Origin of the sequence: Devosia rhodophyticola, from assembly GCF_028816475.1 — a bacterium.
Lineage (GTDB): Bacteria > Pseudomonadota > Alphaproteobacteria > Rhizobiales > Devosiaceae > Devosia > Devosia rhodophyticola.
The window spans coordinates 282,597-302,761 of record NZ_CP118247.1 but is presented as its reverse complement, the minus strand read 5'-3'; the positions used below and the strand labels follow the sequence as shown (position 1 = coordinate 302,761).

Annotated in this window: 18 protein-coding genes; 4 read left to right on the top strand and 14 right to left on the bottom strand. The window is 55.9% G+C overall.

The window, feature by feature from the left end; translation table 11 throughout:
* Positions 1 to 3: 3 nt before the first annotated feature.
* Together PSQ90_RS01490 and PSQ90_RS01485 are read left to right on the top strand one after the other, a co-directional pair.
* Positions 4 to 1,041: a LacI family DNA-binding transcriptional regulator gene (locus PSQ90_RS01490; protein WP_282211674.1), complete on the top strand. Its 1,038-nt coding sequence runs from the start codon at positions 4 to 6 to the stop codon at positions 1,039 to 1,041.
* Between the two features lie 123 nt (positions 1,042 to 1,164).
* A complete protein-coding gene (locus PSQ90_RS01485) occupies positions 1,165 to 2,085 on the top strand; it encodes an acetamidase/formamidase family protein (protein ID WP_282211673.1) in 921 nt (306 codons plus the stop codon).
* 32 nt (positions 2,086 to 2,117) lie between these two features.
* Here the strand turns inward: PSQ90_RS01485 and PSQ90_RS01480 are convergent, their stop codons facing one another.
* The 8 genes from PSQ90_RS01480 to PSQ90_RS01445 form a co-directional block, all read right to left on the bottom strand.
* A complete protein-coding gene (locus PSQ90_RS01480; RefSeq protein ID WP_282211672.1) occupies positions 2,118 to 3,101 on the bottom strand; it encodes a Gfo/Idh/MocA family protein in 984 nt (327 codons plus the stop codon).
* Positions 3,102 to 3,229: 128 nt separating this feature from the next.
* Positions 3,230 to 4,810 carry a peptide ABC transporter substrate-binding protein gene (locus tag PSQ90_RS01475; protein ID WP_282211671.1) on the bottom strand — a complete coding sequence of 527 codons (1,581 nt, stop codon included), beginning with the start codon at positions 4,808 to 4,810 and terminating at the stop codon, positions 3,230 to 3,232.
* Positions 4,811 to 4,885: 75 nt separating this feature from the next.
* Positions 4,886 to 5,872: an ABC transporter ATP-binding protein gene (locus PSQ90_RS01470; RefSeq protein WP_456077452.1), complete on the bottom strand. Its 987-nt coding sequence runs from the start codon at positions 5,870 to 5,872 to the stop codon at positions 4,886 to 4,888.
* The gene (locus PSQ90_RS01465) at positions 5,872 to 6,804 is read right to left on the bottom strand and encodes an ABC transporter ATP-binding protein (protein WP_282211669.1); all 933 of its coding nucleotides are present in this window, start codon (positions 6,802 to 6,804) and stop codon (positions 5,872 to 5,874) included. Before PSQ90_RS01465 ends, PSQ90_RS01470 begins: the two co-directional genes overlap by 1 nt.
* Before the next feature lie 91 nt (positions 6,805 to 6,895).
* Positions 6,896 to 8,080: an ABC transporter permease gene (locus PSQ90_RS01460; RefSeq protein WP_282211668.1), complete on the bottom strand. Its 1,185-nt coding sequence runs from the start codon at positions 8,078 to 8,080 to the stop codon at positions 6,896 to 6,898.
* The gene (locus tag PSQ90_RS01455; protein ID WP_282211667.1) at positions 8,077 to 9,006 is read right to left on the bottom strand and encodes an ABC transporter permease; all 930 of its coding nucleotides are present in this window, start codon (positions 9,004 to 9,006) and stop codon (positions 8,077 to 8,079) included. Before PSQ90_RS01455 ends, PSQ90_RS01460 begins: the two co-directional genes overlap by 4 nt.
* Positions 9,007 to 9,273: 267 nt before the next feature.
* On the bottom strand, positions 9,274 to 10,467 hold the full coding sequence (locus tag PSQ90_RS01450) for a hypothetical protein (protein ID WP_282211666.1): 1,194 nt from the start codon (positions 10,465 to 10,467) through the stop codon (positions 9,274 to 9,276).
* A 10-nt stretch (positions 10,468 to 10,477) separates the two neighbouring features.
* Positions 10,478 to 10,864, bottom strand: coding sequence for a hypothetical protein (locus PSQ90_RS01445; RefSeq protein WP_282211665.1), 387 nt, complete (start codon positions 10,862 to 10,864; stop codon positions 10,478 to 10,480).
* A gap of 289 nt (positions 10,865 to 11,153) precedes the next feature.
* Here PSQ90_RS01445 and PSQ90_RS01440 point away from each other — a divergent pair, with 289 nt between their 5' ends.
* Both PSQ90_RS01440 and PSQ90_RS01435 read left to right on the top strand, forming a co-directional pair.
* Entirely contained in the window at positions 11,154 to 11,591 is a 438-nt protein-coding gene (locus PSQ90_RS01440; RefSeq protein WP_282211664.1) for a VOC family protein, read from the top strand.
* 188 nt (positions 11,592 to 11,779) lie between these two features.
* The gene (locus tag PSQ90_RS01435) at positions 11,780 to 13,048 is read left to right on the top strand and encodes an MGH1-like glycoside hydrolase domain-containing protein (RefSeq protein ID WP_282211663.1); all 1,269 of its coding nucleotides are present in this window, start codon (positions 11,780 to 11,782) and stop codon (positions 13,046 to 13,048) included.
* A 49-nt stretch (positions 13,049 to 13,097) separates the two neighbouring features.
* Here the strand turns inward: PSQ90_RS01435 and PSQ90_RS01430 are convergent, their stop codons facing one another.
* The 6 genes from PSQ90_RS01430 to PSQ90_RS01405 form a co-directional block, all read right to left on the bottom strand.
* Positions 13,098 to 14,459, bottom strand: coding sequence for a putative bifunctional diguanylate cyclase/phosphodiesterase (locus tag PSQ90_RS01430; RefSeq protein WP_282211662.1), 1,362 nt, complete (start codon positions 14,457 to 14,459; stop codon positions 13,098 to 13,100).
* A 321-nt stretch (positions 14,460 to 14,780) separates the two neighbouring features.
* The gene (locus tag PSQ90_RS01425) at positions 14,781 to 14,981 is read right to left on the bottom strand and encodes a hypothetical protein (protein WP_282211661.1); all 201 of its coding nucleotides are present in this window, start codon (positions 14,979 to 14,981) and stop codon (positions 14,781 to 14,783) included.
* Positions 14,982 to 15,314: 333 nt separating this feature from the next.
* Positions 15,315 to 17,327 (bottom strand): beta-galactosidase, encoded by a 2,013-nt coding sequence (locus tag PSQ90_RS01420; RefSeq protein WP_282211660.1) that lies wholly within the window; start codon positions 17,325 to 17,327, stop codon positions 15,315 to 15,317.
* A 26-nt stretch (positions 17,328 to 17,353) separates the two neighbouring features.
* Positions 17,354 to 18,430, bottom strand: coding sequence for an ABC transporter ATP-binding protein (locus PSQ90_RS01415; RefSeq protein ID WP_282211659.1), 1,077 nt, complete (start codon positions 18,428 to 18,430; stop codon positions 17,354 to 17,356).
* Positions 18,431 to 18,440: 10 nt separating this feature from the next.
* Entirely contained in the window at positions 18,441 to 19,277 is an 837-nt protein-coding gene (locus PSQ90_RS01410; RefSeq protein WP_282211658.1) for a carbohydrate ABC transporter permease, read from the bottom strand.
* Positions 19,274 to 20,134: a carbohydrate ABC transporter permease gene (locus PSQ90_RS01405; protein ID WP_282211657.1), complete on the bottom strand. Its 861-nt coding sequence runs from the start codon at positions 20,132 to 20,134 to the stop codon at positions 19,274 to 19,276. Before PSQ90_RS01405 ends, PSQ90_RS01410 begins: the two co-directional genes overlap by 4 nt.
* Between the last annotated feature and the right edge of the window lie 31 nt (positions 20,135 to 20,165).

Genomic DNA, 20,165 nt, shown 5'->3' with positions numbered 1-20,165 from the left:
GCGATGGAAGTCACGTCTAGAGCAAAAAAGCCCAGTCGATCCGCTACCATTGTGGAAGTGGCCACCGCCGCCAATGTGTCGATTGGAACGGTGTCTCGCTACATCAACGGGCTGTCAGTTCGAAAGCCTGAACAAATTCGCGCGGCCATCGAAGAGTTGGGGTATTTTCGCAATGCCCTGGCTGGGTCAATTCGCAGTCGGGCAACCAAAACCGTGGGCATTTTGGTGCCCAATTTCGATGAATTTCATGCCCGCATACTTGCCGGAACAGCCAATCACTTGCGTCAGGCCGGCTATTCAGCGCTCACAGTCACCTACGCTGACACCGCGAACTCGCTCAGCGAGGCCGTCGATTTCCTTGTCGGTCACCGCGTCGATGGACTGATCGTCGGCAACCTTTCGGCCGAAAATAAATCGCTGGCCAAAGTATTTCAAACCGGCATGCCGATGGCGTTTTACAATACCCACCCCGATGGTTGGTCGGTGGATCGGGTTGAGGTGGAGAACTGCGACGTCACCACTCGCGCTATGGAACATCTGATTGATATCGGACACACCCATATCGGCATCGTCACAGGCACTATCGGCCAACGGCCGCACGACGAGCGCCTGCGGGGCTACCGCAATGCCCACATAAATGCTGGATTGCCGATAGATCCCGCGCTGCAACAACCCGGCAACGGCACGCGCCGCGAAGGGTATGAGGCGGCAAATCGACTGATGTCTGCTTCCCCTCAGCCGACGGCGATATTTTCTTCAAATTATCAGATGACCATCGGTGTGCTACAGCTCCTGCGCGAGCGCAATATCCGTATCCCTGACGATATCTCGCTGATCAGCTTCGACGACGTTGATCTCTTCGCGTTACTGGACCCTGGCATCACCGTAATTGCCCAGCCTTTGGCCGATATTGCCAAGGAGGTAACTCGCGTGATGCTGGAGCGGCTTTCAGCCCAGCAAATGGTGCCGCCAGTGTCGGTTCGCCTCGATTGCAACATCGTGCTCCGGGGCTCCACGCGACCACCAAAAAAAGCAGACTAATCAACCAGGCGCTGTAACCAGATCAGGCGGTCTGAAGAATTCGCATAAAATTGCATGCTGGCATATGGTCAGGCATATTTTGAACGCTGCCCCACTGACCTGAAATCAACAAGAGCACCCAACATGACAACCCACCGGCTGGTCTGTAACGCTTGGCACAATGTTCTAGGCACCGTTCCACCAGCATTGCGGATAGGGGATGGCGATTGCGTTGTCACCGAAACGCTTGATGCCATGGGAATGGACAAGGATGGGGTCAGCCGGGCCGGCGGCGGTAACCCGATGAATGGTCCGATCTATGTCGAAGGCGCAATGCCCGGCGATATGCTCCTGGTCGAAATCCTGCGCATGACGCCGATCCGCGCGATGGGATGGACGCGCGCGGCGCTGGCGGCCAATGTGGTTCAACCCGATAGGGTCCGTGATTTGCCGCAGCGCAAACGCACTGAATGGCACATTGATATTGCGGCGGCCACAGTGTCTCTGGCCGAGCCTGTTGCCGGCCTTGAACAATTGGTGCTTCCGCTTGATCCAATGATCGGTTGTTTCGGCGTCGCCCCGGCCCTGGGGCAGGCGTTTTCTACCGCAACCAGCGCCGAAAATGGCGGAAACATGGATTATCGCGGCTTCGGGCCGAGCGCCAAGGTCTGGTTTCCGGTTTTTGTCCCCGGCGCATTGTTCTTCCTGGGAGATTGCCACGCGGTACAGGGCGACGGTGAAATCGTCGGCACCGGGGTGGAAACGGCAATGGAGGTTGAGGTCCGTCTCTCTGTCGTCAAGGGCAAGTCCGCTGTCTGGCCGCGGGGTGAAACGGAAGACGCGATCCTGACGGTTGGCAATGCCCGCCCGCTCGATCAGGCGTTGCAGCACGCCACGACTGAAATGTTCGACTGGTTGACCAGTGAGTATGGCTTGTCGGCGGTTGCTGCCTCACATTTGATGGGGCAGGTCATCCGGTATGACGTCGGCAATGTTTTCGATCCCGCCTACACCATGGTCGCCAGAATCGAAAAGCGTTGGCTGCCACCCAAGGTCCCCGGCTGACAACCAACGCCGAGCGTGAAAATCTTACGCCACTATTCCCAGGGATAGCGCAAGCCGATGTCGGCGCGGATCGCGTCGAGGGTTTCCATGATGGCAACTGTTTCGCTCAATGGCAGAATATCACTGGAGGTTTTGCCCTCGGCGACCAGACGCTCAAGTTCCTCGGCCTCAAATTGCTTGCCCCCGCTTGTTACCTCGGAACGATATTCCTCGATAACGTCCTTGTTTTTGGCAACCACCCGAAAAGATGTCGGTGCGTACCAGACGCCCTCGATTTCAATGCGCGCCTTGGTGCCCAGAATTTGCGCGCGGTTGGGACCAGCCACTTCGCTGGAGGCCAGCATCGAGGAAATCGCACCGCTCGAATGGCGAAAAATCGCCGAGACGTGGGCGTCGGCACCGGTCGACCGAAACCGCGCCTCAGCGTGGGTGAGCGTCGGCTCCCCCAAAATATCCCAGATAAAGGAAATCGGATAAATACCCAAGTCCATCAGGGCACTACCGCCAAGTTCAATCGCATTGAGGCGATGGGCAGGATCGTCGGAAAGCGCCTGGGTGTGGTCGGCATTCAGTGAGGTGATCTCGCCCAACAAACCCGAGGCGATGATTTCCCGAATTTTTATCATGTGGGGCAAGAAGCGCGTCCACATGGCTTCCAGCACGGCCAGGTTCTTTTGCTTAGCCAGTTCGGCAATTTCGGCGGCCTCGCCAGCATTGATCGTAAACGGCTTCTCGATCAGAACGTGTTTGCCAGCCTCAAGGGCGAGTTTGGCATTGTGAACATGCATGGGATGCGGCGTTGCAACATAGATCGCATCGACATTGCTATCCGCCACGAGGTCTTCATAACTGCCGTGCGCCGTTGCGATGTCAAACTCCTTGGCAAACGCGTTTGCCTTGTCTTGGCTGCGTGATCCGACCGCGGTAACATTGTGGCCTGCGGCAACTATGTCTCTGGTGAAATGGTGGGCAATGCCGCCGGTCGCCAGAATTCCCCAACGCAGTTTCTTGCTCATGTCGTTTCTTTCTAAGGTTCGGCTTCTTAACGCAGTCTGATAGGTCGTCCCCGTCGCATCTCAAAATCTTGGCCATGCGACGGAGGCCACATTCTGCCGCCACCAGGACGACAGAATCTAGCGTTTGGTTATTCGGCGATTGAAGCATCGCGGAAATAAGGCACGTTCAGCGTCGAACGCCAAAAGCCCTGAACCTTGGGGCTCATCATCATGTAATTATTGCGATGATATTCGGGCAGAATGACATGATCATTCATCATGATGGCTTCGGCCTTGCGCATTTCGGCAAGTGACTCTGCCTCATCGCCGGTAGCCTTGGCTGCAGCAATTGCGGCATCATATTCAGGGTTGGACCAGTTAGCCAGATTGTTGGGGCTACCGGTGACGAAATTGTCCAGGAACGTCATCGGGTGCGGATAGTCAGCACCCCAGCCCATCTGGGCAATCTGGTATTCAACCTTTTGCACTTCAGGATAAAAGACCTGCCACTCGGTTGCCTGGATATTGACGTCGATATTGAGGTTCTTCTTCCACATCTGCTGAATGGCTTCGAGCAGTTTTTCAATTGGTGGAGACGAATAGGTGACAAACACCGTATCGGGGAAACCCTCGCCGTTGGGGTAGCCAGCATCGGCCAGAAGGGCCTGAGCGGCTTCTGGCTGGGCCGTCGTTGCAAGGCCGAAATCGTCGGTGCCGTCGCGGAAATCCTCGCCATTGACGTTGATGCCGTACGGCACGAGAGCGATGGCAGGGACGTCTGCGGACTGCAGGACGAATTCAACGATTTCCTCGCGATCAATCGCCATCGATAGCGCCTTGCGAACGCGGACATCGTCGAGTGGCGCTTGATGTGGGTTAAAGAACGCATAGGTTGTGCCCAATGCCGGCACCACCATAAAGGCATCGCTTTCAACCGACAGACGCGGAATTTCAGGCGCTGGGACAGATTCAATGCCGTCAACCTGTCCAGCTTCCATTGCCGCCAGAGCGGTTGCGGGTTCGGGGATCAGGCGAAAGGTCAATTTGTCGAGGCTAACGGCGTCAGCATCGTAATAGTTGGGGTTTTTTTCAAAAACCACGGACTTGCCAGCATTGAACTCAGTCACCCGGAACGGGCCCGTGCCAATGAACGTTGCCGGATCGCGCGTCCAGCCCTCCGGGTCAGCTTCAACCACATCCTGGCGGACGGGGAAAAAGGTCGTGTAGGTCAACAGCTGCATCATATAGGGGACGCGCGCCTTGAGCGTGAATGTAAGCGTCTTGTCATCAGGGGCGCTGATGGCAATGTCGCCTTTTCCGGCATCCGCATAGTGCTCCTCAGCACCCACGATGGGATACAGCATCGCCGAATTCATGGCGCCCGTCGCGGGATCAAGAACGCGATCCCAAGCATAAACGAAATCGCCCGCCGTTACTGGCTTGCCGTCTGACCACTTCGCATCGCGCAGGTGGAAAGTGTAGTTCAACCCATCCTCGCTGACCTCCCAGCTTTCGGCCAAAGCGGGGATGACCTCGCCTTCCTTGTCGAACCGAACCAGACCTTCAAATGTGTTGCCGATGATCGGGGCGGCAAAGGTTTCAGCGGTGGTGCCGGGGTCATATTTTGCCGATTCATTATTGACCACATAGGTCAACTCGCCCGCCGCAAGGGTCGCGCCGGTGCTGGCCAGCAATGTTGCTGTAAGCAGGGGCAATAATAGCTTGTTCATGCTTGTCTCCTGTTTTGGGACGCGGTTATTTCCGGCCCGTTCAAATCATCGGCACTCATTGTTCAATGCCGTTCATCACGCCGGTTCACCGGCATAGTGGCAAGCGGCCAGATGTCCGCCGCCAATATCTCTGAGTTCTGGTTCCTCGGCCGCGCACAGGTCTGATGCCAGAGGGCAGCGGGTGCGGAAACGGCACCCCGTTGGAATAGCCGTGGGACTGGGAATTTCCCCCACCATCGGTTCACTTGCCGTTCGAACAGTGGGGTCGGGAACCGGAATGGACGCCAACAGGGCGCGGGTATAGGGGTGGCTTGGCCGTGCATAGAGCGCATGGTTGGGCGCAAGTTCGACAATTTTGCCCAGGTACATCACCCCGATGCGGTCAGAAATGTGCCGGACCATCGACAAATCATGGGTGATAAACAAATAGGTCAGCCCCAACTCATCCTGCAGATCTTCCAGCATATTGACGACCTGGGCCTGGATCGACACGTCGAGCGCCGAAATGGGTTCGTCGCAGATCACCAGCTCAGGGCTAAGCGCAATGGCGCGGGCAATGCCAATGCGCTGCCTTTGGCCGCCGGAAAATTCATGGGCAAAACGGGTGGCATGGTCCGGGTTCAGCCCTACGCGCTCCAAAAGTTCAAAAACCCGCGCCGTGCGGCTCGTAGCATCGCCAATTTTCGCAATTTCCAATGGTTCAGCAATGAGATCGCGCACAGTCATGCGGCCGTTCAGCGACGCATAGGGATCCTGAAAAATCATCTGCATGCGCCGACGAAACGGGGCCAGATGCGCCTCATCAAGTCGGGCAATGTCGGTGCCATCAAAGTCTATCTGGCCTGAACTTGGCTCGTAGAGGCGGATCAGCGTGCGGGCCAATGTCGACTTGCCGCAACCACTTTCACCAACGAGCCCCAGCGTTTCACCGCGCCGGATTTCAAGGTCCACGCCATCAACGGCTCGCAGCGATGGACGTTTCGGACTCAAAAATCCACCCCCCATCGAAAAATGTTTCTTGAGCTGGCGTACCGAGATCAATGGTTCTGCATCGGCAATCATCATGCCACCTCCTCGGCGGTCACGTTGATGCCGGCAATGCGCGGGGCTTCAGGATGATGCAGCCAGCATCGGGCAATTTGATCAACGGCATCTGCCATTTCATAAAGCGGGGGTATGGCGTTGTCGCATTGGTTCATGGCGTGGACACAGCGCGGCGCGAACGGGCAACCCGCTGGTGGCTGACTCATGTCGGGTGGTGTGCCCGCAATCGGGGTCAGTCGCTTGTGCTCACCATCGCGCAGGTCAGGCACCGAACCCAAAAGCCCCTGTGTGTAGGGATGGCGCGGGCGGGCGAACAGTTCGGCAACGCTCCCTTGTTCCATGACCATGCCCCCATACATCACCACAATGCGGTCGGTCACTTCGGCGATGACGCCCAGATCGTGGGTGATCAGGATAACGGCCATGCCCAGTTGGGTTTGCAATTGCTTGAGCAGCAACAAAATCTGACGCTGGATCGTCACATCGAGTGCCGTTGTGGGTTCGTCGGCGATCAATAGTTTGGGGTCGCATGAAAGCGCCATGGCGATCATCACACGCTGGCGCATGCCGCCGGAAAATTCATGCGGGAAAGACTGTATGCGCTGGGCGGCTGATGGAATGCGCACCAGTTCAAACAGTTCAATGGTGCGTTTGCGCGCCTCGGCTCGGCTGATGGGGCGATGGCGCAGAATGGTTTCGATAACCTGTTCGCCCACCGATAGCGTCGGGTTCAGACTGGTCATCGGATCCTGAAAAATCATGCCGATGTCATTGCCGCGCAGGTCTGACATGGCATTTTCGTCGAGCCCCATAAGATCCTGACCGTCGAATAACGCCTGACCACCAACAATCCGCCCGTTGGATTTGAGCAGCCGCAATATGCTCATGCAGGTAATGGATTTTCCCGAGCCACTTTCCCCAACGATGCCCAGAATTTCGCCCGGTGCCACATCAAAACTGACCCCGCGTACAGCCTGAACCTCACCACGCTGGGTAAAAAGCTGGTGCGTAGATCACGGACGGACAAAATGGGGGAGCGGCTCATCGGCGCATCCGTGGGTCAAGCGCATCGCGTAGGCCATCGCCGAGGAAATTGAAGGCAAACATCGTCAGGCTGATAGCAGCAGCGGGAAAGAATAGCTGGTGAGGATAGGCGCGCATCGTCTCCACCGCCTCGCTGGTCAGGGTGCCCCAACTGGCCATCGGCGGGGTTACACCCAGCCCGATAAAGCTCATGAAACTTTCGATGAATATGGCGCTGGGGATCAGCATCGTCAGGGTCACAAGAATTGGCCCAATGCTGTTTGGCAGAAGGTGGCGCGTCAATATCCGACCCGTACCTGCACCCATGGTGCGCGCTGCGGCGACATAATCCTGTTGCTTGAGCGTCAATATCTGGCCACGCACCATGCGCGCCATATCCACCCAGAATACCGAGCCAATGGCCACGACGATAGAAATAAGCCCACTATCGAGCACCACCATAAGCAGGATGACATAGAGCATCAGCGGGATGGTGGAGATGATTTCAACAATGCGCATCATGACCGCATCGGTCTTGCCACCGATGTACCCGGCAATGCCGCCGTAAAAGATGCCAATGAAGAAATTGACCAAGGTGGCGACAAAGGCCACCAGCAGCGAAATGCGGGCGCCATATAGCTGGCGCACCAGAACATCTCGGCCCAATTGGTCGGTGCCAAATAGATAAGTCATGTTCCATTGCCACCCCTCAGGGCGCAATTCAGTGCCGTCAGCCCGCAGCAGACGGGCAGGGCGGCTGGAATAATCGAGGGCTATGTCTGTGGCGCCGAATTCAAAACTCTGACTCTTCTTGATAATGTCCTTGCGCCCGCCGCGCAGCAAACCCTCTACCTGCCCACCTTCGCTAATTTGATAGAGATTGAAATTGCTGGCATTCAGAAAAAACCGCGTATCTTCTCCGGCACCATCCGAAACCCGATAGGTTTCAAACACCGGCGGAATATTGGACAGCCGCAAATTTTGCTCAAAATAGCTGAATGGGCTGATGAGCGGTCCGAATACAGCCCCAAATATCAACACGACAATAAAACAGATGCTGACAACGGCGGGCTTGTTGGCCCAAAGGCGCTGCCGGACATCCTGCCAATAGGTCAGGCTGGGCGTGGTGATGATTTCGGCAGCACCGATGCTGCGATCCGGCTTTTCCCACATGGCCGGGGCGATAATCGGCTCCGAAGTCATTGTGCAGCCTTTTGCAATTTGATGCGCGGATCCAGCCATACATAAAGAAGATCAACGATCAGGATCATCACCATCAGCAGCGCCGCGTAGAAAATGGTAATGCCCATGATCGCGGTATAATCGCGATTGGTGATCGAGAGCACGAAGTGGCGGCCAATGCCGGGCAGGGCAAAAATCTGTTCAATGACGAAAGATCCGGTCACCAAATTGGCAACCACCGGCCCCAAGACTGTCACTACCGGAATGAGCGAATTGCGCAGGCCGTGCTTGAACAGTACCTGGCCCGGCCGCAATCCTTTGGCGCGCGCCGTGGTCATATAGTCCTGTTCAAAGGTTTCGAGCAGGCTTGAGCGCGCCAGCCGCGCCACAAACGATACCCAAAAGCCTGACAGGGCCAGAACCGGCAGAATATAACCGCGCCAGTCATCCAGACCGAAAGTCGGCACCCAGCCCAGTCTCAAGGCGAAAACATAAAGCAACAGGGTGGCAATGACATAGGAGGGGATCGCAACGCCAATGGTCGCGAGCATCATCACCGCTGTATCTGGCCATTTGTTGCGATTGAGCGCCGCCACAATGCCCATTGGAACACCCAGCGCCACCACACATATCACCGCCAGCAGGCCCGTACGCAACGTTACCGGCAGCCCGTCCGCGATCATTTGGTTGACGGTTACGCCCGGATATCGAAATGATGGGCCGAGATCAAACGTCACAATGCCGCGCAGATAATTCAGATATTGCAGCCAGATCGGATCACTCAGTCCGAATTTGTCATTTAGAGCCGATGCGATTTCAGGCGCCAACATGCGCTCGGAAACAAATGGCCCGCCGGGGATCGCATGCATGAGAAAAAATGTCAGTGTCGCAATGGCCAGAAGCGTCAGCAACATTTGTCCAAGCCGCTGCAGCACATAGCCAGCCATAGCCTAAATCATCCCCGATACGGCCACGACGGCACCGCACTTGGTAAGGCTGAAACGAATATAACGCCGCTGAATATTCATCAGAACATTCGACCACCGAACCCACCGACAATCAACTAGCCACCAACATTTTTTTAGCACTGCTAAACAAGCTTGGTGGATGGCAGGCGCTATTTCACTTTGACCGCCACCGAGCCAATCAACGCCAGCCTGTCCCAACGGGGGAGGGCGATTTCTTTGAACAGGCCCCGACTCAGCCAGGTCCCGTTAGGCCATATCCGGGTCATTGTCCTGATCGGGTCCGAACGACGCAAGCAGGTCCTGCGCCTCTGGGCCGAAATGCAATTCGAGCTGTTTGGGAAATGCGCATTCGGTCCAGTCAATAGTCTGTGGCTTGGCATACCATGCATGACACAGGGCGGAACGATGGATTGGGCAGTCGGCCTTTTGGCAAGTCTGCGCATATAGGTGGCCGGACATCAGCCGAAGGTATGCACCGATCATGGCGGCGGCGTTCAGATAATCGTGCGCTTGCTCTATGGGCCAGGACATTCCGATGCCGAGAGGTACCGCCGCACCCCCGCTGCACGCAACGAGGGGCGGGTTCATGGATTCTACTTCTGGCGTGCGCTGTCTTATGAGCGCCCCAGGCTTTGCCGCGAACTCATATTGGGCCGCCAGATCGCCGATATCGCTCAGGTGGGCGATAAAGGGTGCAAAGACCGGATGCAAATACGCATGGCCGACGCCGTTCTGAAATTGCGCCAGAAGGGCCCCCCCAAGCGTCATGCCGAAGCGGTCAAGCAGATCGCACGCGGTCATCTTTGCGACATCGCCGCCTGATTGCACGGCCAAGGCCTCGACCATGTGGTAGAAGTTTTTTGCTGGCGTATCGCCGTTAAGGGCGATGTAGCAGAGCCTCGGGGTCAATTCGTATCCCGCCTCGTTCCCCAGCAACTTCGTAACAATATCGATCGCCCTGCGGTACTCGCTCTGCGGTTCCGGGAAATCACGCTCAAGGAAAATGCGGAAGCGCGCGGCAGTGTTTTGATCACTATGAACAGTCGCGCGATAGCCTTCTGTAACCGCCATGGCCTCGAGCAGATCCAACGTGGAAAGACCCTGATATGGCGAGGCATATTGCGCTACACTTGAGGCAAAATTTTTGCGATAGCCGGCCGCGAGGTCCGCGGACATGTGACCTTCCCGGCAGTCCTTCATGAACTGGGAGGCGAGCTCGCGCAAATGCAGTGAAAAACTATATGGGATAGAGGCGGTAAAGCACTGAATGAAATGAACCGTCTCGTGATTGAGAGTCATCATGAGGCGCGAGGCGCGAGGCGGATCGGCCAACTGGCCGCGCAGCACCCTTTCGACAAAAAGATGGTGTTCTTTCAGTATCACAAGACCGGTAGTGGTGAGAGTGATGCCCTCGGCGCTTTCGATAACGGGAGCGGCCATGATCGCAACCTCAGGAGCGGATCTCGGCCCCTACTATCGAGCCGATATCATTTTGCAATTTGTCGAGGGTCTCTTTGCTGATCGATTCCGAGGCAATCTCGCGCGAATCGCCGGTGCCGTGGAAGACGATGACCACCGGACTTGGCGTGTCCGACTTCCTCACAAATATGCCCACAATGAGCGGCATGAGAGCTGCCAAGACCGTGGTTCCACCGCTAATCATAGCGATGACGATTGACGGATCGGCCAGTGCTGACGTCGCGGCGTCGGTCGTTCGTTGGGGCGCAAGCGTTACGCCGCTCAGATCGTGCCTGCTGTCTAACGCAGTGAGAATTTCCTGCCGCAACCGGTTGGTAGGAAAATCTTCCAGGCGAATTTCAAATTGTTGGTCCATCATAATCCTGCGCAATGATAATCATGCCAACTACATATAATCTTAGTCACAATTGGTCGGAAGAAGCGAGGAAAAAATGTAGGGAAAAATTGCCGCTTTAGGCCACAGGTAACTATAAATTTTTCTTGTGTGCCAACGGGCTTTACCAAAAATTCAATTGTTGTCTTGCCGACATTAGCAATCATGCCCAGTTCGCCTCCGACGGTGAGTATGCAAAAATGCACGCGCCGTTGAGACGGTTCATATAGAAGATCGACATTGACGGCTCGGACGACATTGGGAGATTGGACACATGGTGGTCAAACGGATGGACAACGTAGGGATCGTTGTCGATGACCTCGGAAGGACGATTGATTTCTTCCGCGAGCTCGGTCTCGAGCTTGAAGGGCAGGGCACGGTCGAGGGAGAATGGGCCGGACGTGTCACCGGACTGGGCGATCAGCATGTCGAAATTGCCATGATGCGCACGCCGGACGGCCACAATCGGCTCGAAATCTCCCGCTTCCTCAAACCGCCCATCGTCGCTGATCACAGGAATTCCCCGGTCAACGCCCTTGGCTACCTCCGCGTCATGTTCACCGTGGACGATATCGACGAAACGCTGGAAAGGCTCCGCACGCATGGCGCGCAGCTTGTCGGCGAAGTCGTCCAGTATCAAGACGCGTATCGGCTCTGTTACATTCGGGGACCCGAAGGGCTTCTTATCGGTCTAGCCCAGGAACTCAGCTGAGCGCCATACGAAGACGGCTGGCCAACCAACGCGATGTGAGTGCTCAGCGGCAAGGATACTGAGGACTACAAAGTTGTAACCAAGTTCATTACTACCAATCCGGGCACCGAAATCGCCATCAACCAGATCACTCGTGAACCCCCCAAACGCCCATTTCCAAAGCGTTAGCCTCTAGACAAAGATAAACCATGGCCCCTCAAACCGCCTATGACCGCGCCGTTAACGTTCTCAAACAGAATGATCGCGGCACCTATACCGTGCCAACCAAGGGGCTATACCCGTTCCAGTGGAACTGGGATTCCTGCCTGACGGCATTGGGCCAGCGTCATGTCGACGAGGCCCGCGCCTGGACCGAAATTGAAACCTTGTTCGCCCATCAGTGGGAGGACGGCATGGTGCCCCATATCGTTTTTCACGAGGTTTCCGACCAGTATTTTCCCGGCCCTGAAGTCTGGCGCACCAACCGTCCAACCCCGACTTCGGGTATGACCCAGCCGCCCGTAGCAGGTTTTGCCGCAAAGCGAATATTTGACGGAGCGAAAGATCGCGTATTGGCCGAAGAGCGGGCGCGACGCCTGTTACCCAAAATCAATGCCTGGCACAAATGGTTCTTCGCCAATCGCGACCCGCATGGCGAAGGATTGGTGGCGATCCTGCATCCTTGGGAGTCGGGCCGCGACAACTCGATTGATTGGGACGCGGCACTGGAGAGGGTGCCGACCGAAGGGGTAGGGGAATATTCGAGACGCGACACCCAACATGCCGATCCTGCCCACCGCCCGACCAAGACTCAGTATGACCGCTATCTCTGGCTGGTACAGCGCTTCCGGAGCCTGAACTGGGATAATTCCAGGCTTCACGACGCCTCGCCATTTCAGGTCGTCGACCCCGGATTCAACGCTATCCTGATCCGCTCCTGCGCCGATCTCGCCGCGATGGCCGATGCATTGGACGAGCCCGGTATCGCCGCAGACAACCGTGCCTGGGCGAACAAGGGACTGGCGGCCATGGAGGGATTGTGGAGCGAACCGCATGGCCAGTATCTATGCCGCGACCGTACGATAAATACGCTGATCGACAGCGCTTCCATTGGCGGGATATTGGCCACCTTCGCGGCAATCCCGTCCGGGCGGGCCCACGCCATTGCCCGTACCGTCGAGCGACTGAGCCAGTCCGTGCAGTTCAGCGTACCCTCGCATGACCCGGCCGACAGGCGGTTTGACGCCCCGCGTTACTGGCGCGGTCCGGTCTGGCTTGTAACCAACTATATGATCGCCGACGGTCTGGCGGCCGCCGGAGAAAATGCAGTCGCAAAACTCATAATCGACTCTAGTCTGGAACTGATCGAAAAATCCGGCTTCGCTGAATATTACGACCCGATCAGCGGCACCCCCTGTGGTGGCGGTCACTTCACCTGGACGGCGGCCATGGTCGTTGAATTCCTCTCGAAACAATAGCCGCGCAGATCAAGACAAAGCCGTTTATGGCGCCTACCTGCCGAAAATATCAGCCTACGCGCCCAAGCGCTGCGATCTTGGGGCTGGGCCGTTGCGCTTCGTTTTCAATTCGCTTCTCAAAATCGGGAAGCGCCATCGGCTTGTCGTAGAGATAGCCCTGAAACTGCGTGCAACCGAGCTTGGCCAACAAAGCATGCTGTTCCGTGGTTTCCACGCCTTCGGCCAGAACGTCCTGATCGAGGTCCAGGCCGATGCGGATGACATTCCCGACCAGCGACGCGCTGCGTGGAGTTCTGACGGCGTCCTGCACAAAGCCACGGTCGATCTTGATCTGTTGGATGGGCAAGCGGCGCAGATAGGACAGCGCGGAAAACCCCGTGCCGAAATCATCGAGCGAGATCGTAATCCCCATTTCGCGCAGCCTGTTGAGTTTGGTGATGACCAGTTCCATGTCAGTCACCAGAACGCTCTCGGTCAGTTCAAGGATCAGGCGCTGCGGGTCCGCGCCGGTCTTGACCAACGTGTTGCCCACAAGCACTTCAAAATCCTCATGCATGAGCTGGCTGGCGCTGACATTGATGGACAGCCTCAGGTGCTGAAAATGGCGGTCCTTGCCCCATTCGGCCAGCGTGTAGCAGCCCTTTTCGAGCACCCAGCTGCCGATGGCGACCATAAGGCCAAACTTTTCTGCCTGCGGAATGAACTCCATTGGGGAGACCGAACCCCGCTGCGGGTTGTTCCAGCGCAGCAGCGCTTCAGCCCCGATTGTAGCGTGGGAAAGATCGACCTGCGGTTGGTAGACAAGCTGAAACTCGTTGTTCCACAAGCCGGCCATTAGATCGCGGCCAAATTTGTCCTTGCGCACAAACTCGGCCTGCATTGCATGGATGCAGGCGGCAAGCATGGCGGTGGCAATCGTCGTATTGATCCAGGTGCCAGCGCTGCGCACCATCTCCGGCATCACGACTTGGGGCGATGTCAGCGGCGCGCTGGCGAGCACGATGAAAGCCATCAGGCATAGACCGATCAATGCCAGCTGCGCGCGCGACTTTTCCCGCTGATAATTGAGGTAGCCGAGAGCCGCCACAACCAAAAGATAGAGATGGCTGACCCGTGGCGCCGTTGCGGTCGGAACATCCAGAAACAACCCCATGGTGGTAGCAATCGCTATCAAGGCGGCCTGGCCTGCCAGTATTCCGAAGGTGTTATGGCCGCGTAGGTTCAACTGGTAGATTACAAGCCCGGTGGCAAAAACCGCGACTTCCATCGCCACCCCAACCCAAGCGCCCATCGCAGCAAAGATCACCGCCCAAATCAGTCCAATACCAGCAATCGCAAGCGAACCATAACGATAGGCAACGGCCGTTCGCTTTGAATATTGGCTGATATGGACAGGCGTCGGGTTGGGCATGGGCTATCTAATAAAGTTGACCTCGAACCATCTTCGCATTGCTATGATGAACCAGTCGTATGCACACACAATTTAATCGGTGCGTGGCTAAGGAACTCTAAATGCCCCCGCGAACAATCACCACCCCACGCCGCTTCAGTGATCACCATTCCAGCGCATTGCTTTCCCCCTGCAAAACCGGCCAGCAGCCGTGGACGCCATCTCGGTTATGCTTAGGATTGTTCCCTCATGCACCGGGGGCAGAGTATGATTTTTACGAGACTTGGAAACATTGTAGCTTGGATTGCGCTCGTCATGGCAACGGGTCGGATTGGCATCGCGCTATACATCCTCATCGGCATACCCAATGCCGACGAGGCAAGGGCTTGGACCGCTCGATACCTTGGGATGCCACCAGCCCAAGCAATCGATCAAGCCGCAGTAGTGGCGGCGTTCGCCATAGGGCTTGGCATATTGGTTGAGGTTAGCCGGGCGGTGCGCCGAAATACCTAGCCGGGTAGTAGACGTCGCAAGGGTGATCATCAGCGGCTACCCCCAATCAGCTGAAAGTTTCGCTTTTTGCCTCTCAGAAGAGTGTGATTTGCTGCGTCGATGGCGGGCCTATGGGCGCGACGGCACTGGATGTGCAATCGCTTTGATTCTGGAGTACTTGGGCACGATTTCGGGCAAACAAATTTCGGAAGTCTCGTGTTTTCTATGAAGAGAAGGAATGGAGGTTATTGCGTTAGTAGGAATGCCGAGCATTTTCCTGAGATCGAATATTATTCCGATGATGTTTCTATCCGCCCCATCACAACCTAAATTGGGGACACAGGCGCTGACGGGGACAAATAGCTTTGGGCTGGGTACCGCGGGTTACAAATGTTGGGTGGCTTTGTTCGTCCGCAGGATGGTCACGTCGCAACTTCGCATTTCGAGGGAGCCAGACGCGACATCGTGTCCATTAAAGAGGGACTTTAAGTCCAACGTGGCAGACCCGTAGTTAAATATAAAACGCATCGGACCATTATCTCGCAAACGGATGTCCGTTGGGAGGTCAAACCACTCAACACCGGCCAAATCCAGCGTCGCGCGTACAATCCGATCCATCGCGACATCATCGCCCATGCCGGCAACATAAATAGTTTGGCCTTGCTTGAGCACCGCGGGTCGACCGTCGTCCAATTTTTCGATAATCTCGACGTCTGGTTCTACAATAACCTCCTCCAGCCATCCCACGAAGTTACCACCATTGCGCAACACATAGGGCAGCGATGGTCGACGAGATTCTACGCGCCGAACGGCAATATCGATCATTGATCTCAAATGTCCAGGAGGTAAACTGTCGGCAATGTTGAGGGATTTTCCTTTGGATCCGGTTAGTGGGCCTGCAAGTACAACAGCATGACTTTGTTGAAGCGCTGTAACCAGCTCTGCCGATATATTCACCAGTGTGGGGAGCAGAACGAGCTTGCGACCCGCCACTGCCTCTGGCTCGGGTGGTATTATGTCGACGTTCACGCCCGCCCGACGCAGGGCGCGATAGGTCCGCATCACAGCATCAAAATGATTCATATCCTGGGACGGTTTTAGGACATCAAGCGACCAAATGCTCTCGTAATCGAAAACCAAGGCGACCGACGAGCGGTCGGAGGCAGGCGCACATTGCAATGCATCCAGTTCTGAAGATATTTGCTTACATAGCTCGTAACCGTAATTTGTGCGGCCATCGGGCAGCAACAGCCCTTCGTGCATTTGCTCTTGAGCAAACGACGGTTGCCGCCAACGGAAATAGCAGACGACTTCCGCGCCGGCAGCAAAGGCTTCCCACACCCAAAGACGACCAGCGCCAGGTTTCGGTGCCGGATTGTACTTTCCCCAATTTAGCGGGCCTGGGGGTTGCTGCTCCATAATCCACCATCGACCCTGATCTTTACCGTTTCGTAATTGACCACAGCTGCGGTAAAGATCGTGATGAAAAGCATCGAAGTCCGGGTCACCTACACCGGTGTAGCGCTCAGCCAAAGCGTCATCGCCGATCTCGCGTTCCAAAAATCCTAGCGGGTAAGCATCCCAAGACGCGATGTCGAGATCCTTACTAACCGCGTAGTGGTCAAAATCGGTGTACTTGCCCATGAAGTTATGGGCGATGGCTCGTCCGGGCGAATTTCGGCGGATAATTTCGGTCTGAATTTGGTTAAATGCGACAACCTGATCGGAAGAATAACGTCTAAAATCGAGTGAATGCGCTGGGGCGGGGGTAGTGACGGTGCCACTTGGCAACTCGATTTCGTCGAAGCTGCGATAGACCATGGACCAAAATACTGTACCCCAAGCGGCGTTAAGTGCAGCGATATCGCCGTAGCGCTCAACCAGCCACGCTCGGAAGCCGGCCAGGGCCGCAGGCGAATAGCTATAGGTGGTATCGTGACACCCATATTCATTGTCAGTCTGCCAGGCGACCAGCGCCTCGTGATTACCATAGCGTTTCGCCAGCGCCTCGGTAATTCGGGCACACTCTGTCCGATAGCCATGGTGGCTGAAGCAGTAATGGCGGCGTGAACCAAATCCACGAACACGGCCGTCCCGGCCAATCGGTAGCAGGTCCGGCATCTCATCTACAAGCCATTTGGGCGGGGTGGCAGTCGGTGTGCCCAGTACAATCTTAAGTCCCTGAAGGGCCAATGCCTGAAAGGCGCGATCAAGCCAACCCCAATCATATTGCCCTGGATTTGGCTCCATCAACGACCAGGCAAACTCGCCGATCCGCACATGGGTTATGCCTGCGTCGCGCATCATCTTGGCATCAATCGGCCAACGATCTTCGGGCCAGTGCTCAGGATAGTAGCAGACGCCCATGGTCTGCCGACTCAGTTTACCGAAGGACATGTCAGTTCCTGTTTTTAGGTTGAGCGTTAGCGGAGCCGGTTACCGTCGGCCCCGAACAAGAGGGCCTTGCCCGCGCGTATGGAAATGGTCAGTTCATCCGATCGGTGGTCGCCGTCGTCCTGGCGGGCGACAATGAGCGGATATTCTGACGTGGTATCGGCGTAAAGATAGCTAACCGATCCGAGCTGCTCCACCACATCGACCTTTATGGGAAAGCCGCACGCGCCGCCAATCTCGAAATGCTCGGGACGCACACCAACTTTGATCAGCGTGCCGGACGGAAGAGCTTCGGTCGTTGCGACTTTTGCAACCGCCGAACCACGACCCGATAACTGCACCAATTGGTGTCCTTCGGCATACTCGGTCGCAACGCCAGTAAAGAAATTGATCCGAGGTGAACCTATAAAGCCCGCCACAAACGCATTGGCCGGGTTGTGATAGAGCTCGAGTGGACTTCCCACCTGCTCGATTAGCCCATCACGAAGCACCACGATCCGATCCGCTAGCGTCATAGCCTCGGTCTGATCGTGGGTGACGTAGATCATCGTCGCCTGCAGTTCCTTGTGAAGCCGCGCGATTTCCACCCTCATCTGTACCCGCAGCTCGGCGTCCAGGTTTGACAAGGGCTCGTCAAATAGAAATACCTGTGGCTCACGCACAATGGCACGACCGATCGCCACACGTTGGCGTTGTCCCCCGGAAAGTTGTTTAGGCAAGCGAGCAAGTAAAGGTTTCAGTTGCAAGACTTTGGCCGCCGTTTGCACGCGTCGTTCGGTATCGGCCTTTTCATTGCCATTCATGCGCAGACCGAACGACATGTTTTGTTGCACGCTCATGTGTGGATAAAGCGCATAAGACTGGAACACCATCGCTACACCGCGATCGCCGGGCTCAATGTCGTTGACCATCGTGTCGCCAATGTGGATATCACCGCTCGAGATGTCTTCCAGCCCGGCGATCATGCGCAACAATGTTGATTTTCCGCAGCCTGAAGGGCCAACGAAAACCACCAGTTCGCCATCTTCAACATGAAGGTTCGCGCCGCGAATAACACTGACGGCACCAAATTGCTTGGTAACTTGGTTGATCGATACCGAGGCCATGATACCCCCCTTACTTGACTGCGCCAGCGGTGATGCCGGCCATAAAGAAGCGCTGAAGAAAAACAAAAACGACCAGCATGGGGACGGTGAGCAGCACGGCCCCAACCATGACACCGCCCCAACTGACATCGATTAATCCAAATAGGGAACCCAGCGCCACAGGAGCGGTCATCATCGAACGGTCATTGGAAATGAGCAGAGGCCAGAGGTAATTGTTCCAAGAATGCAAGAACAGAATGATCGATAGCGCCGCCAGCATTGGCCGTGAAAGCGGCAGGGCAATGTGAATAAATATTTTCCACTCGGAGACACCCTCGACGCGCGCTGCGTCGAACAGATCCACCGGCATCAGGCTGAAGGCCTGCCGCATGAACAAGACGCCGAGCGAGTTGAACAGTGGCGGGACGATCAGGGCGAACCAGGTATTGGATAGGCCAAAATCCCGGGCGACCATTATGAACTGGGGTATAACCACAACGAAGTATGGCAGCGTCATTGTGCCAAGGATGATTGCAACAACGAGTCCTCGCCCTAAAAATTTGTATCGCGCCAATGCCCAACCGGCCATCGACGTCAGCGCGACGGAGAAAAATGTATAGATTACCGCCACCACAACCGAAACAATCAGCGTACGGACGAAATCGATATCACCCTGCAGCTTGGCAAAATTCTCGCCAAATTGGGTCGAGGGAATCAGGTGGATGTCGGGGCTGAAGATGGCATTGTCGGACATGGTGGCGAACACGAACATCATCCACAGTGGTAGCAACCAAAGTAGGGCCAGCGGTACCAACACGCTATGGAGCGCCAGCGATCGAAACAACATGGTTTTAGATTTTGATCTCATGTTCTGTCCCTCCCAATCCACATATTCAGCGCGGAAATGGCTACGGCCAGAGCCGCGATCGTGTAGGCGATTGCCGAGGCGTAGCCGAAATTGAGATTGAGGAATCCCTGACGATACAAAAACAGCCCAAGTGTCTCTGTTGCACCGCCTGGGCCGCCCATATTGGTGATCAGGTACGGTTCGGCGAACAACTGCATCGAACCGATAACTGACAGCACGAAGCAAAATACCAGTACTGGCCGCAACAGGGGTAAGGTGATGTGGAAAAACTGCTGGCGCGGGCTGACTCGCTCGAGCGTGGCGGCCTCGTATACATCGGTCTGGATAGACTGCAGCCCCGACAGGATGATGATGGCGTTATAGCCAACCCATCGCCAGGTAACCGCCATTATGATCAGGGACATGGCTGCCGAAGGATTAGCAAACCAATCCACTTTGGACAGCCCAATGGCTTGAAGGGTCTTGTTGACGATGCCAAAATCGGTGTTGAACATCAGCCGGAAGACCGCGGCATAGGCAGCTTCGCCGATGACGACTGGAGCGAAGAAGGCAAATCGGATTAACCCGCGCGCGCGCAACAGCTGCGAATTGAGCAGCACCGCCAGTACGGTGGCCAGAAACACCATTGCCGGAACCTGAATTGCCAGGATTTTTAGCGTGTTCCACAATGCGTTGTAGAAGGCAGTATCTTGGGTGATCCGCAGCCAGGTCATCGACGGGTTGAATGTCCATGGAGCGCGACGGGTCGACAGGAACGAGAGATAGAACGAATAAATGATCGGCCATAGCCAGAATGCAGCAAATATCAACAAGTATGGCGACAAGAAGCCATAAGCTGTCAGGTTTCTCCGGCGCATGGACTGCTCCCGATATAGCAAAAAATGGGCA

Bases quoted from the DNA above. Each gene is read 5' to 3' on its own strand.
- PSQ90_RS01430 (WP_282211662.1), bottom strand. From the start codon at position 14,459: ATGCCCAACCCGACGCCTGTCCATATCAGCCAATATTCAAAGCGAACG.
- PSQ90_RS01420 (WP_282211660.1), bottom strand. From the start codon at position 17,327: ATGTCCTTCGGTAAACTGAGTCGGCAGACCATGGGCGTCTGCTACTAT.
- PSQ90_RS01470 (WP_456077452.1), bottom strand. From the start codon at position 5,872: ATGATTGCCGATGCAGAACCATTGATCTCGGTACGCCAGCTCAAGAAA.
- PSQ90_RS01455 (WP_282211667.1), bottom strand. From the start codon at position 9,006: ATGGCTGGCTATGTGCTGCAGCGGCTTGGACAAATGTTGCTGACGCTT.
- PSQ90_RS01440 (WP_282211664.1), top strand. From the start codon at position 11,154: ATGGTGGTCAAACGGATGGACAACGTAGGGATCGTTGTCGATGACCTC.
- PSQ90_RS01435 (WP_282211663.1), top strand. From the start codon at position 11,780: ATGGCCCCTCAAACCGCCTATGACCGCGCCGTTAACGTTCTCAAACAG.
- PSQ90_RS01425 (WP_282211661.1), bottom strand. From the start codon at position 14,981: ATGATCACCCTTGCGACGTCTACTACCCGGCTAGGTATTTCGGCGCAC.
- PSQ90_RS01410 (WP_282211658.1), bottom strand. From the start codon at position 19,277: ATGAGATCAAAATCTAAAACCATGTTGTTTCGATCGCTGGCGCTCCAT.
- PSQ90_RS01405 (WP_282211657.1), bottom strand. From the start codon at position 20,134: ATGCGCCGGAGAAACCTGACAGCTTATGGCTTCTTGTCGCCATACTTG.
- PSQ90_RS01475 (WP_282211671.1), bottom strand. From the start codon at position 4,810: ATGAACAAGCTATTATTGCCCCTGCTTACAGCAACATTGCTGGCCAGC.
- PSQ90_RS01490 (WP_282211674.1), top strand. From the start codon at position 4: ATGGAAGTCACGTCTAGAGCAAAAAAGCCCAGTCGATCCGCTACCATT.
- PSQ90_RS01450 (WP_282211666.1), bottom strand. From the start codon at position 10,467: ATGGCCGCTCCCGTTATCGAAAGCGCCGAGGGCATCACTCTCACCACT.
- PSQ90_RS01460 (WP_282211668.1), bottom strand. From the start codon at position 8,080: ATGACTTCGGAGCCGATTATCGCCCCGGCCATGTGGGAAAAGCCGGAT.
- PSQ90_RS01480 (WP_282211672.1), bottom strand. From the start codon at position 3,101: ATGAGCAAGAAACTGCGTTGGGGAATTCTGGCGACCGGCGGCATTGCC.
- PSQ90_RS01415 (WP_282211659.1), bottom strand. From the start codon at position 18,430: ATGGCCTCGGTATCGATCAACCAAGTTACCAAGCAATTTGGTGCCGTC.
- PSQ90_RS01485 (WP_282211673.1), top strand. From the start codon at position 1,165: ATGACAACCCACCGGCTGGTCTGTAACGCTTGGCACAATGTTCTAGGC.
- PSQ90_RS01445 (WP_282211665.1), bottom strand. From the start codon at position 10,864: ATGATGGACCAACAATTTGAAATTCGCCTGGAAGATTTTCCTACCAAC.